Genomic DNA, 12,313 nt, shown 5'->3' with positions numbered 1-12,313 from the left:
TTTTTTTATTACTAGCTGATCCGCTATCCTATGTTTATCAAAACAAAGGAGGCGGTTTTTTTATGAAACCACTATTTATCAATCAAATAACTATTCAAGCAGAAGTAATGGCAGTCACTGATTATCTAATGGATGTGACCAATTTACCAGAATGGAATCCCTCAATTCAAGTCATCAAAATTAATGAAGATAATTATCAAATTATCCGTATGGAGCAGGCGATCAATCAAACGGAAACAGTAACCGTCAGCAAGGAATCACAGAAAGTTATTTTTCAAATTTATGGTGACATGTTACGTTATACTTTGACTTTTGACTTAGAAAAAAATGCAGAAAATACAAACGTAACGGAGAAATTAACTATCTTAGAAAATCACAAACTACACTTACCAATAGTATTTTATAAACCAATTGTGAAACAAGCATTTGCCAAAAATTTAACGTTCTTGAAGCAAAGATTTGCGAATGAAAATATAACTATTTAATCACTTTCAGCAAATTATAGTGAAAATTATGAATCATAAAAAAAATGTTCGGTTTTTACCTTGTTTTCAAAAATTATTTGTATAAATATTCGAATATTGATTGAATCCCCCTGTCATAATTGATACAATGTCGATGGAGCCAAAAAAATCTTAAACGAGGTGTTCAGATGTCATCTGTAGTAGTTGTAGGAACTCAATGGGGCGACGAAGGTAAAGGAAAAATCACGGACTTTTTAAGTGAAAATGCGGAAGTGATTGCTCGCTACCAAGGGGGAGACAATGCCGGCCATACCATTAAATTTGATAACGTCACTTATAAATTGCACTTAATTCCATCAGGGATTTTCTATCCTGAAAAAATCAGCGTGATTGGTAACGGTGTGGTGGTCAATCCGAAATCTCTAGTAGAAGAATTGGCTTATTTGCATGAAAAAGGCGTTGCAACAGATAATCTAAGAATTTCAGATCGGGCCCATGTGATTTTGCCTTATCATATTAAATTAGATCAATTGCAAGAAGATGCAAAAGGTGATAACAAAATCGGTACAACAATCAAAGGGATTGGTCCTGCATATATGGACAAAGCCGCTCGAGTAGGAATTCGGGTTGCCGATTTATTAGATAAAGAAATCTTTGAAGATCGCTTGAAAATGAACTTAGAAGATAAAAACCGTCAATTTGTAAAAATGTTTGACGACACTGAAATGGATTTTGAAGATATTTTTGAAGAATATTATCAATATGGTCAAGAAATCAAACAATATGTGACTGATACGTCAGTTATTTTAAATGATGCGTTAGACGAAGGTAAACGAGTTTTATTTGAAGGTGCCCAAGGAGTCATGTTAGATATCGACCAAGGAACATACCCATTTGTTACCTCTTCTAATCCAGTTGCCGGTGGTGTGACTATTGGTAGCGGTGTTGGACCAGCGAAGATTAATAAAGTCGTAGGTGTATGTAAAGCTTATACTTCTCGTGTCGGTGACGGACCTTTCCCCACTGAATTACATGATGAAGTCGGTCATGCGATTCGCGAAGTTGGTAAAGAATACGGTACAACAACTGGTCGTCCTCGTCGTGTCGGCTGGTTTGATTCAGTTGTGATGCGTCATTCTAAACGTGTTTCTGGGATCACAAATCTATCTTTAAACTCAATTGATGTGTTAAGTGGACTTGATACAGTGAAGATTTGTACAGCTTACGAATTAGATGGTGAATTAATTTATCATTATCCAGCAAGCTTGAAGGAATTAAATCGCTGCAAACCAGTTTATGAAGAATTACCAGGCTGGTCTGAAGATATTACTGAATGCCGGACTTTGGCAGAATTACCAGAAAATGCCCGTAACTATGTTCGTCGTGTTTCAGAATTAGTTGGTGTTCGTATTTCAACGTTTTCAGTTGGGCCAGATCGTAAACAAACCAACATCTTAGAAAGTGTTTGGGCACAAGTTTAATTTGAATGATGAAAGAGTTGTCGTTATGACAACTCTTTTTTGATGTTGGCAATAAACACTTTACTGGCTAAAGAAAGCGCGTCTTGATTTTTGTAGACTAAACCAATTTGGCGTTGTGCAAAGAAGTCTAGTGATCGAAGAGTGACTTGATAATTCAATTTATTTAAGATTAATTCAGGTAAAATACTGATTCCTAGATTATTTTCTACCATAGCTAAAATTGAATAGTCATCCCAAGTTCGATATTGGATTTTAGCGTTAATATGTTCTTGTTGGAAAAGTTCGATAATATCAGAATTGCCTTTTCGTTCTTGTAAAATGAAGGGATAGTTGACTAAATCATTTTTACTAATATTTTTCTTTAAAGTTAAAGGATGGTCATTGGGTAAGACAGCTAAAAAAGACTCAGTTTTTAAAGGGACACTTGTTAATGCCGGTAAGGTAGGTAGACGCAAGAAACCAAAGTCAACACGTCCTTCAATAATCCACTGTTCAATCTCCTGATAATCACCTAGCAACAATTCAAATTCGATAGCAGGATATTTTTGATTAAAATCGGCGATCCATTCTGGTAACCAGTGAGTAGCCACACTAGAAAAGTTGCCAATTCGAATCGTGCCGGTTTGCAGATCAGTTAATTCTTCTAAGCGATTTTGGAGATGCTGATATTTTTCACTGAGTTCTTCAGCTAAGGGAAAAATTTTTAATCCGTCAGAAGTCAGTCTTAAACCAGCACGGTTTCTCTCTAGCAAAGTCACGCCCCAATCTTTTTCCAAATCATGAATCATGCGACTAATTCCCGATTGAGAATAGTTAAGTAACTGAGCTGCTTTGGTAAAACTACCTAATTGAACGGTTTTAACAAAGGCAATATACTTTTGAATGTTCATATCCATATCATTTCCTACTTTCATCTGAAATCGTCATGTTAAAGATGCTAAAAATTCGTTTTTGTAATCTTAATAATTATGTTAACGTGTTTTTATCTTAGTAACAAGAAAAGAGTGAAGAAATGTTTTATGTAAGCGAGATAACAAAGGAAGCCCCACAAAAATTTTTGACGGAACTACAGAGAGAAACTTATCAAAATTTGAAAAAATTAGCGATTCCTTTTGAACGAGTGGAAACTGATGAAGCGATTACGATGTCAGATTGTCAGGTAATTAATCAAAAATTATCGATGGAGATGGTGAAGACACTATTTTTAACGAATCGTCAGAAAACGTCATTTTACTTATTAGTGACTACTGGTGAAAAACCCTTTAAAGCTAAAGAATTTAGTCAGGCTTTGGGTGTGGCACGGGTGTCGTTTGCTAGTATTGATTTGATGGAGGAAATATTGGGGACTAAAATAGGTGCCGCAACAATTTTCAGTGGCTTATTGGACTCTGCTAAGAATGTGCAAATTATTATAGATGAAGAAGTGACTCACCAAACTTTTTATGGCTGTAGTGATGGTACAACAACAAATTATTTAAAAATAGATACCCAAGATATTTTAGCAAAATATTTACCATCAATTAAAAATAAAGTTAAAATAATTGAACTTAATAAATGAAATAAAGTTTTTTAGCGTAATATTTTCCAATCCTGTTAATTATCGAGTAAAATAGAGATAGTTAAAAAGTGGGAGGGGAAAAAATGTATCAATTATTAACTGATTCATGTTGTGATATTCCTTATGAGATATTGAATGAACATCACGTTGATTTTATTTCAATGTATGTCAGCATAAATGGTGAAGAATTTGCCGATGATCTAGGTAAGACATTTAAGATTCAGGATTTTTACGAAGAAATCAGAAACGGCGCAATGCCGACAACCTCACAAGTAAACGTTGGCCGTTATGTGGAATTTTTCAAGAAATATGCAGAAATGAAGATGCCAATTTTGTATTTATGTTTTACTTCTGGAATGAGCGGCTCTTATCAGAGTGCGCTGCAAGCTGTGGAAATTGTTAAAGAAGATTTCCCCGAGGCGGAAATTCATGTATTTGATACTTTAGCAGCTAGCGGTGGACAAGGTTTAATGGTTTATGAAGCTGCCCAAAAAAAACAAGCAGGAATGACTCTATCAGATTTGTTAAGTTGGCTAAAAGAAAACCGATTGCGTTATCAACATTGGGTAACGGTGGATGATTTAAATCACTTGCAAAGAGGCGGTAGAATTTCAAAAACCAGTGCTGCAATTGGTGGATTGTTACACGTGAAACCAATCATCGATGTTGATACTGAAGGAAAATTACGTACTTTAGAAAAAATTCGTGGTAGAAAAAAAGCGTTACAATTTTTAGCTGACAAAATTATTTCAACAACTGAAAATTCGACTGAACAATCTATTTTTATTACGAATAGTGATGCGATGGAAGATGCTTTAACCTTGAAAGAAATGATCGAAGAAAAAATCTCGGTGAAAGAAGTTCAGATATTTCCACTAGGGACAACAATTGCCAGTCATACTGGATTAGGATGTATCGCCGTCTTTACACGAGGCGTCGAAAGAGTTTAAAAAAGAATCAAGCAGCCAGCGATGGCTGCTTATTTTTTTGTCTAAAAATAACAAACTAAAAAAATGACATTGATTAATAAAAGCATACGCTTCAATAAAATAGGTTTTTCTATTTTTTTAAGCGTTTTTTTAAAAGTATTTAAGTTGATATAAATAGTAAAATCTATATATGTTTATGTTATTAATTGACGCATTTTAAGTGTAGCGCTTACATTTTTGCAAAAATAAAGTGCAAACATATCTACTTATCAAGGAATATATAACGGCTATATAATATGGTCAGACAAGGGGATGACGCCATGAAAGAAAGAACACTTTCAATTTTGTCAGTATTTATTGCTTCAGACTATCCTTTAGAATTAACCAGTTTGGAAAAAGATTTCAAGGTAAGCATCAGAACTATTCGGAATGAATTAAAAGAAATCAATCAATTTTTAAAAGAGAAAAAAATATCTGAAATCAAAAGTATTCGTCAAAAGGGTTATCAACTTTCATTGTCTAAAGAAGAACGAAATCAACTAGGAATATATTTAAAAGAAGCCAGCGAAAATGAATATCTTGAAAGAGAAAATCGCATTTTTGATTTGATTTTAACTTTCACTTTAGGTCAGGAAAATACTTTTTTATACCAAAAGGAAGAGGAATATCAGATTTCTAAAAGCACTTTGGACGAAGATATGCGGCGTGTTCGAAGTGAACTGGAAGAATATGGAATCGAAGTCATGAGTGTTCCTAAGCAAGGGATTGTCTTAAGAGGTGCCGAGCGTTCGGTTCGCACCATGATTTATGACGTGATTAATCGAACTGTCGGAGTGCTTAATTTAACCAATATCGATAAAAAAGCCTCACTTAATCGGTTGCTATTAGATAAATATATTTCCAATCATTTGTTAAAAAAGCTAGATGATCTCTACATACAAACCGTCTCTTTTGTGGAGGATGATATTTATCGCAATCAGCTAATTATTTTCACAGCTGTTTGGTTAAGTCGCTATATGCGGCAAGATTTAATTGCTAGTACTGCTTGGGAGACGGCGGATGTACCGACAGGCGACATGAGAAATTTTGTCAACGCTGTTTGTGAGACTTTTCAAATTCAACCCCCCGAAATTGAGATTAAGTACATTGTCTTTATGCTAAATACCTTTAATTCTCGGGACATGAATAATTCAATCGAATGGGTGCAAGCACAATTACTATCGATTCAATTGATTGAATATGTGGAAAATGAAACAAAAATTCCCTTTACTCGCAAAGAAGAAGTTTTGCAAGAAGGATTGTACAAACACATTGCCGGATTAATCAATCGTGTAAAAAGTCAGATTCAAATTGTGAATCCTTTAAAAGAGAATATCAAGAAAAATTATTTTGGAATTTATCAAGCCATTCAAAATTTCATGAAAAAAAATCAATGGTGGGGTGAAAAAAAGGTTAGTGATGATGAAGTAGCTTTTCTAACTATTCATTTTTCCACTTCGGTTAGTGCAATCAATCAAGATTTGCATTATATCTACAAAGCAGTCGTGGTTTGTAATCATGGCGTAGCGACGGGAAAATTACTAGCTGAAAATCTTAAAGAGCTGTTTAATATTGAGGTTTTGGCAATATTGAGTTCTCGTGAGACTGAATTAATTGATAAGTTGGATGTTGATTTAGTTTTTTCATCCGTGGCACTTAATTATCAGAATCGTCCATTGTTAGAAGTCAATCCTATTATCCGCGAAAAAGATAAACAACGAATAATTGATTTTTTACAACAACATGCCAGTTTACGACGTTTGGTAAACAATACGGCTGATGCAACTGAGATGTTTTATTCACTGATAAATATTATTGAAGCCAGTGGTGGCAGTATCACAGGTGAGATTTATAGTCAGCTGGAAAACACATTTGATAAAAATAATTTAACTATAAACAAGAAGGAGATTCAGCCTATGTTAGAGGATGTCTTAAAAGACAGTCATATCTTATTAAACCAACAAGTGGATGATTGGCAAATGGCTATTCAACGAGTGTCAGAACCTTTATTAAAAGAAAAGGTGATTGAAGAAAATTATGTGACCGCCATGATTGATTCAGTCAAACAATATGGGCCTTACATTGTGATCGGAAAGCATCTGGCACTGGCTCATGCGCGACCAGAAGATGGCGTAAATAAATTAGGGGTGAGTGTCGCGACCTTAAAAGAACCGATTGTTTTTGGCAATCCCGACAACGATCCAGTAAAAATCATTTTTTGTTTAGCAGCAGTCGATTCATACTCTCATTTAAACATTATGAAAAATCTGATTGCTTTAATCAATGACGAAGAAAAACTAGATTATTTGTGTCAATTGGACTCAGTTGATGCTTTTAAAGATACATTATTTCAATAAAAAATAGAATGGAGAGAAAAAAATGGGTAAACAAGTCAGTATTTTATTCGTATGTGGTGCAGGTTTAGGAAGTAGTTTTGCGGCTCAAATGGCAGCTGAGGATGTATTAAATGCAAGAGGTGTTAATGCAAAATTAGATCACGTGGATATTTCAACGGCAGCGTCGGTTCAACCAGATGTGATTATTACAGCAACTAATTTCCAATCACAATTTGAAAAATTTTCAATTGATGAAAGCAAGACAGCTGTTGTCTTCTTAAAAAATATTGTTTCTAAAGCAGAGATTGAAGAAAAATTAATTCCAGTTTTAGAAGCAAAAGGCGCTATCTAATTTAAATTGAGGGGGAGTAATAATGGGCGTTATAACTTTTATTATTGAAAATATTTTGACACAGGCATCGATTACGATTGCATTAATCGCCATGCTTGGTCTGGTGTTACAAAAGAAATCAGTCGGTCAAATTATTTCAGGTACATTGAAGACGTTGCTTGGTTTCCAGGTTTTAAGTGCAGGTTCTAGTATTATTGTCGGAAGTTTAACTTATTTTGGTGAAATTTTCCAAGAAGGTTTCAAGATGCAAGGGATTGTCCCATCGATTGAAGCCATTAATGGTCAAGCCATGAACGAGCTAGGTTTAGGTCGCGATATCGCCTTAACATTTTTAGCAATTTTTGTTTTTAATATTTTAATTGCTCGTTTCACTAAGTGGAAATACATTTTCTTAACCGGGCAAGCCATTTTATGGATGGCTACCATGACGACTGTTTTTGGATACTTTGCAGGTTTGCGAGGGATTGCGCTAATTTTAGTCGGTGGTTTTATCGGTGCCGTTTTCGCAGTTGCTATGCCAGCGATTGCCCAACCAATTATTCGCCGTGTAACTGGTTCTAACGATATTGCTTTAGGTCATTTTTGTACGATTGGTTACTTGTTTGAAGCCGGTGTCGCTTATATTTTTGGTCAAAAAGGTGAAAATAAAAAATCAGCTGAAGATTTAAAATTACCTTCTTCATTTGAATTTTTACAAGATACGTATCTATCTGTGATGGTGGTAATGGTGCCACTATACATTATTACGGCTGCCTTTGCCGGTCCTGGTGTTGGTGACCATGGCGCGCAAAATTATTTGATGTTTGCATTCTTGCAAGCGATTCAATTTGTTGTGGGTGTCTATGTATTACTTGCTGGTGTCCGCTTATTGTTAGGTGAAATCGTTCCAGCATTCCGCGGAATTGCTATGAAATTAGTGCCAAATGCGATTCCAGCGTTAGATTGTCCTGTCTTTTTCCCATACGCACCGAACTCAGTTATTTTAGGCTTTATTACGACAACCATCGGAACCGTGATTGCCATGTTTGTTTTACCGATGTTTGGCTTAGCAATGATTCTACCTGGTATGTTAACCAACTTCTTTGCCGGCGGTACTGCTGGGATATTTGGGAATGAAATCGGTGGTCGTCGTGGCGCAATTATTGGTGGGATTGCCCATGGGTTCTTCATTACCTTACTGCCAGCATTACTAGTCGGAATTTTCAATAGCATGGGCTTCATTAATGCCACCGCAACCGATGTTGATACAGTGGCAGCCGCATTACTATATGCTTGGATCTTTAGCCCGTTACTAAAAATGTTCTAATTAAAGGAGAGATTCGATGTTTGGCTTTTTGAAAAAAAATAAAGAAAAACAGCCTGCTAAATCAGTCCCAGAAGAACCACAACTTTCTGAAACAGAACAGGAGCAGCTGAAAGATCAAATTGAAAGAATCAAGATTCAAGTCAAAGAACTTGAAGCCGCTGATCCTTTGCAAGATGCTGAATTAGCGAAACTTTATGAATCATTAGGTTTGGCTTATGAAAAATTAAGTCAAGTTGACGAAGCCATCCTTGCTTTAGAAAAAAGTTTGGACTTGAAATTAAGTATTGGTGATGGCTACAAGAAATTAATGAGTTTATACAATGCCAAAAGAGCAGAAGCTGCTAGAAATGGTGACGACGAAGGCATTGAAAAATATATGAACAAAATGGATGACATGCGCCAAATCGCTAAAAAAGTAACCGTTGGCGGAAAATAAAAAAGAAGAAGGTAATGATGATATGTATAAGAATTTAAAACAAGTAACTGAGACAGCAGAAGCGTTAAATATGACTATTGGGGCTTTTAATACTCATAATTTAGAAATGTTGCCAGAAATGATTCGTGCCGCAAAAGAAATGGGGGCACCAATTATTATTCAAACAAGTATCGATACAGCTAAATACATTGGCTACAAAGTGTTAGTTGCGGTCGTTAAAGAAATTGCTGAGGATGAGATGGTAGATGTGGTCTTACACTTAGACCATGCCCGAGATTTTAATGAAATCAAGGCGGCAATTGATGCTGGTTATTCAAGTGTCATGTATGACGGTTCTCACTTACCATTTAAAGAAAATATTGCGAAAACCCAAGCAGTAGTGGAATATGCGCATCCCCGTGGTGTGTCAGTCGAAGGTGAGTTAGGAACAATTGGTGGCACCGAAGAAGGTATTTCTGTTGCTGAAGATGATAAAGTTTATACTCGTCCTGAAGATGCGGTAGAATTTGTTAAAGCCACTGACGTAGATGCATTGGCTATCGCGATTGGAACTAACCACGGTCAATTTAAATCAAAAACCGAAGTCAATATTCCATTATTGAAAGAAATTCATGCCGTAGTTGATTGTCCATTGGTTATTCATGGCGGTACCGGTGTAAAAGAAGAAGATTATCCAGAATTAATTAATAACGGTATCCGTAAATTTAACGTCGGTACAGAGTTATTAGTAAATTGGACAAAAACAGCCAAAGATTCATTTGGTGAAACAGAAGTCAATAAATCTCTACGGCATAATGTTATCCCTGCGAATATCGCCGTAAAAAATATTGTGAAACACAAAATTGGCTTATTTATGAATGTAGAAAGTCCCATCAAACAAACAATCTAATGAAAAAATATTTGATTTTAATCGCAGGTAGCCCAGCAACGGGTAAGACTTATTTAATCGATCGAATCAAAGAAGTTATTCCTGATCCATTTGTCATTACACCTGATGAAGGCAAAGAAATTTTAGCTGATTCAGTCGGATTTGATAACCTGGCTGAAAAAGCTCAATTAGAAAAACACGTGTGGAAATTTTATTATGGTGTATTAGATTTATATATGGAAGCAGGAAAACGGGTCATTGTATCAGAATATCCCTTCAGCTATAAACAAGCCGATCGGCTAACTCACTTAGCCGAAAAACATGACTATCAAATCATTACGATTCGTCTGATTGCGGACTTTGATATTCTATGGCAGAGACGTAAAGTCCGTGATGTCGAAAATGATCGTCATTTAAGTCATATCATGAGCCAGTATCATTTTGGCGATGAATTAATTAATCGAACAGCAGCTGATAGTTTAATTACCGAAGAAGAGTTTAAGCAAGTCATCGAAAATAGAGGATACAATCATTTTCAATTAGGTGACTTGTATGAATTCGATGTATCTGATTTTTCTAAAGTTGACTATGATTCTTTTTTAATTGAATTGGCTGAACGAATCAATCAAAGATAAATTCTTAAACTAATCTAGACTGTAGACCATCTTCAAAAAAGGAAGATGTCTACAGTTTTTTTGTCTAAAGAAAAAAATCACCATATTCAATGACACGCAACTGATTTTTTGATTTGTTGAGTCGGGTAAGAAAGTAAGAAAAATTCCGTAAATCTTTTATGACGCATCTGATCATTTACTCTTGATTTAGCAACGATTCAACTCACCGTTGAGTTGGAAAAGTGCCCGTCAACAAAATAGTTACCCACATTTTATAGTAAATGAATAAACAAGCTTGCTATAATAAAATAAAAGAGGTGGCCGTAAATGATTCGAATTGGAGAACAGCTAAAATATTATCGTCAGCAAAAACAGCTTACCCAAAAAGAAGTGGCTGAAAAATTACACGTGACCCCTCAGACCATTTCCAAGTGGGAATTAGATAAAAGCTATCCTGATCTAGATCAGTTAAGTCGTTTAAGTCAATTATATGGAAAAAAAGTGGATGTGTTACTTGGTCAAGGAAAACCTAGCTTTTTTGATTATTTAATGGGTGCGGATAATTTTCGAAAAAGTTATGGGCTTCCGGCAAAGAGGGGAGTAGAAAAAGATGGTGAAAATCAATAGAATGATTGCTGTTTTGTATAATCTTTGCGGGGTAGCGTTACTGGCTTTAGCAGGCGGCGGTATGGCACCGCCTGTTGGTTATGTTCCTCCGTGGCTTTGGATCTCATGTAGTATTCCGTTTATTTTTTTACTGTTGGCTCATGTCTATCGTTGGCGCTTAGCCAAGCAAAATTAAAAAGCATGTACCGGTGAATTTTTTTCCGGTACATGCTTTTTTTAAAGCGCTAATTGGTTAATCAATCCAATTAATTCTTGTCTGATACTTGAACTGGTAGCCGTATCTCGTTGAACCAATGAAATCAAAAAATGCGGCTGCGGTGTGTCTTCGATCGGCAGACAAACTAAATGGTCTTCCTCGTTGACTGCGATTTCGGTCAGAAAACCGATCCCGACTTGCTCACGAATCATGCCTTTTAATATATTCAGATTGTTATTTTGATAGATAATAGTTGGTTCGAAACCGGCTTGTTGAGCCATCATCTTAAAGGCTTCTGGATGGACATAATGTTCATTTAAGATGACAAAGTTTTCAGCTTTTAATTCAGCAAAAGCAACACTTTTTCGTTGCGCCAGTGGATGTTGTGGACTAACAACAATCATAAAATTCTTTTCGATTAGTAAATGGCTATTTAACTGATGATCACGAATAGGAGAGATTGAGCCCAATAAGGCTAAGTCAATTTTTCCTCGTTGTAACATGGTAACCAAGTCAATTGAACCAGCATCCACTAAATTAATCTGATTCATTAAATCGTGTTCAAAAAGCTGCGTTGATAATTTAGGAAAATAATAGTTACCAATAATAGGGGGTAAACCAAAGGCGATCTTCTCGTCTTTTAAACGATTAATTTCCGTACTGGCAACATAAAGCTCATGTAGGATTGTGCTGATATGTTGTGACAATATTTGACCAGCAGGTGTAATGGTCAGCTGCTTATGACTTTGATCACGGTAAATTAATTTCGTCCCAAAAATCTCTTCTAATCGTTGTACGGCGTAGGTAACAGTGGGTTGACTTACTTTAAAGGCTTCTGCGACCTTTGTATAATTACGCTCTTTTACAAGGCGTTGAAAATATTCTAAATCTTTTAAATTCATAGAAAAGCTCCTCTTAAAATGTTCCGTTACTCATATAAAAATAGTTTATCATACTTCTATGTTTTGACTATATTAACAAATTACGACTAGAATAACTGTGCACTTAACGAACGGATATAAACAGCAAAAAAGCCAAAACAAGCTGAAAATGATACCGTCATATTAAGCGAAAGGTTTTTATCGAGAAGTGGATATTAGGAGGAGT

Annotated in this window: 14 protein-coding genes; 12 read left to right on the top strand and 2 right to left on the bottom strand. The window is 35.5% G+C overall.

The window, feature by feature from the left end:
- Positions 1–62: 62 nt before the first annotated feature.
- Together ACVWNY_RS12650 and ACVWNY_RS12645 are read left to right on the top strand one after the other, a co-directional pair.
- A complete protein-coding gene (locus ACVWNY_RS12650) occupies positions 63–485 on the top strand; it encodes an SRPBCC family protein (RefSeq protein WP_218327378.1) in 423 nt (140 codons plus the stop codon).
- A gap of 167 nt (positions 486–652) precedes the next feature.
- Positions 653–1,945 carry an adenylosuccinate synthase gene (locus tag ACVWNY_RS12645; protein WP_218327377.1) on the top strand — a complete coding sequence of 431 codons (1,293 nt, stop codon included), beginning with the start codon at positions 653–655 and terminating at the stop codon, positions 1,943–1,945.
- Between the two features lie 23 nt (positions 1,946–1,968).
- Here ACVWNY_RS12645 and ACVWNY_RS12640 read toward each other — a convergent pair whose 3' ends face one another.
- The gene (locus ACVWNY_RS12640) at positions 1,969–2,859 is read right to left on the bottom strand and encodes a LysR family transcriptional regulator (RefSeq protein ID WP_246601567.1); all 891 of its coding nucleotides are present in this window, start codon (positions 2,857–2,859) and stop codon (positions 1,969–1,971) included.
- Positions 2,860–2,957: 98 nt separating this feature from the next.
- Between ACVWNY_RS12640 and ACVWNY_RS12635 the strand changes: the two genes are divergently transcribed.
- From ACVWNY_RS12635 to ACVWNY_RS12590, 10 genes are all read left to right on the top strand, one after another.
- Positions 2,958–3,503: a prolyl-tRNA synthetase associated domain-containing protein gene (locus ACVWNY_RS12635; RefSeq protein ID WP_218327376.1), complete on the top strand. Its 546-nt coding sequence runs from the start codon at positions 2,958–2,960 to the stop codon at positions 3,501–3,503.
- A gap of 83 nt (positions 3,504–3,586) precedes the next feature.
- Positions 3,587–4,453, top strand: coding sequence for a DegV family protein (locus ACVWNY_RS12630; RefSeq protein WP_218327375.1), 867 nt, complete (start codon positions 3,587–3,589; stop codon positions 4,451–4,453).
- A 299-nt stretch (positions 4,454–4,752) separates the two neighbouring features.
- The gene (locus ACVWNY_RS12625) at positions 4,753–6,828 is read left to right on the top strand and encodes a BglG family transcription antiterminator (RefSeq protein WP_218327374.1); all 2,076 of its coding nucleotides are present in this window, start codon (positions 4,753–4,755) and stop codon (positions 6,826–6,828) included.
- 22 nt (positions 6,829–6,850) lie between these two features.
- Positions 6,851–7,159 carry a PTS sugar transporter subunit IIB gene (locus ACVWNY_RS12620; RefSeq protein WP_218327373.1) on the top strand — a complete coding sequence of 103 codons (309 nt, stop codon included), beginning with the start codon at positions 6,851–6,853 and terminating at the stop codon, positions 7,157–7,159.
- A 22-nt stretch (positions 7,160–7,181) separates the two neighbouring features.
- Entirely contained in the window at positions 7,182–8,465 is a 1,284-nt protein-coding gene (locus tag ACVWNY_RS12615; RefSeq protein ID WP_218327372.1) for a PTS sugar transporter subunit IIC, read from the top strand.
- Positions 8,466–8,481: 16 nt separating this feature from the next.
- Positions 8,482–8,901 (top strand): tetratricopeptide repeat protein, encoded by a 420-nt coding sequence (locus ACVWNY_RS12610; protein WP_454071471.1) that lies wholly within the window; start codon positions 8,482–8,484, stop codon positions 8,899–8,901.
- Between the two features lie 22 nt (positions 8,902–8,923).
- Positions 8,924–9,790: a class II fructose-bisphosphate aldolase gene (locus ACVWNY_RS12605; RefSeq protein WP_218327370.1), complete on the top strand. Its 867-nt coding sequence runs from the start codon at positions 8,924–8,926 to the stop codon at positions 9,788–9,790.
- Complete coding sequence (locus ACVWNY_RS12600) at positions 9,790–10,404, top strand: AAA family ATPase (protein ID WP_218327369.1); 615 nt, start codon at positions 9,790–9,792, stop codon at positions 10,402–10,404. Before ACVWNY_RS12605 ends, ACVWNY_RS12600 begins: the two co-directional genes overlap by 1 nt.
- Before the next feature lie 306 nt (positions 10,405–10,710).
- On the top strand, positions 10,711–11,010 hold the full coding sequence (locus ACVWNY_RS12595) for a helix-turn-helix domain-containing protein (protein WP_218327368.1): 300 nt from the start codon (positions 10,711–10,713) through the stop codon (positions 11,008–11,010).
- Positions 10,994–11,185, top strand: coding sequence for a hypothetical protein (locus ACVWNY_RS12590; RefSeq protein ID WP_218327367.1), 192 nt, complete (start codon positions 10,994–10,996; stop codon positions 11,183–11,185). The genes ACVWNY_RS12595 and ACVWNY_RS12590 overlap by 17 nt, the downstream gene beginning before the upstream one ends.
- A gap of 41 nt (positions 11,186–11,226) precedes the next feature.
- On the opposite strand, the gene ACVWNY_RS12585 is transcribed toward ACVWNY_RS12590, so the two are convergent.
- Positions 11,227–12,108, bottom strand: a complete 882-nt coding sequence (locus ACVWNY_RS12585) for a LysR family transcriptional regulator (RefSeq protein WP_218327366.1) — start codon at positions 12,106–12,108, stop codon at positions 11,227–11,229.
- Between the last annotated feature and the right edge of the window lie 205 nt (positions 12,109–12,313).

The sequence above is a fragment of the Enterococcus sp. JNUCC 77 genome (assembly GCF_054819945.1).
Note: the sequence above shows the minus strand (reverse complement) of the source record. Positions and strands in the feature narration are given on the sequence as shown.

Bases quoted from the DNA above. Each gene is read 5' to 3' on its own strand.
- ACVWNY_RS12650 (WP_218327378.1), top strand. From the start codon at position 63: ATGAAACCACTATTTATCAATCAAATAACTATTCAAGCAGAAGTAATG.
- ACVWNY_RS12645 (WP_218327377.1), top strand. From the start codon at position 653: ATGTCATCTGTAGTAGTTGTAGGAACTCAATGGGGCGACGAAGGTAAA.
- ACVWNY_RS12640 (WP_246601567.1), bottom strand. From the start codon at position 2,859: ATGAAAGTAGGAAATGATATGGATATGAACATTCAAAAGTATATTGCC.
- ACVWNY_RS12635 (WP_218327376.1), top strand. From the start codon at position 2,958: ATGTTTTATGTAAGCGAGATAACAAAGGAAGCCCCACAAAAATTTTTG.
- ACVWNY_RS12630 (WP_218327375.1), top strand. From the start codon at position 3,587: ATGTATCAATTATTAACTGATTCATGTTGTGATATTCCTTATGAGATA.
- ACVWNY_RS12625 (WP_218327374.1), top strand. From the start codon at position 4,753: ATGAAAGAAAGAACACTTTCAATTTTGTCAGTATTTATTGCTTCAGAC.
- ACVWNY_RS12620 (WP_218327373.1), top strand. From the start codon at position 6,851: ATGGGTAAACAAGTCAGTATTTTATTCGTATGTGGTGCAGGTTTAGGA.
- ACVWNY_RS12615 (WP_218327372.1), top strand. From the start codon at position 7,182: ATGGGCGTTATAACTTTTATTATTGAAAATATTTTGACACAGGCATCG.
- ACVWNY_RS12610 (WP_454071471.1), top strand. From the start codon at position 8,482: ATGTTTGGCTTTTTGAAAAAAAATAAAGAAAAACAGCCTGCTAAATCA.
- ACVWNY_RS12605 (WP_218327370.1), top strand. From the start codon at position 8,924: ATGTATAAGAATTTAAAACAAGTAACTGAGACAGCAGAAGCGTTAAAT.
- ACVWNY_RS12600 (WP_218327369.1), top strand. From the start codon at position 9,790: ATGAAAAAATATTTGATTTTAATCGCAGGTAGCCCAGCAACGGGTAAG.
- ACVWNY_RS12595 (WP_218327368.1), top strand. From the start codon at position 10,711: ATGATTCGAATTGGAGAACAGCTAAAATATTATCGTCAGCAAAAACAG.
- ACVWNY_RS12590 (WP_218327367.1), top strand. From the start codon at position 10,994: ATGGTGAAAATCAATAGAATGATTGCTGTTTTGTATAATCTTTGCGGG.
- ACVWNY_RS12585 (WP_218327366.1), bottom strand. From the start codon at position 12,108: ATGAATTTAAAAGATTTAGAATATTTTCAACGCCTTGTAAAAGAGCGT.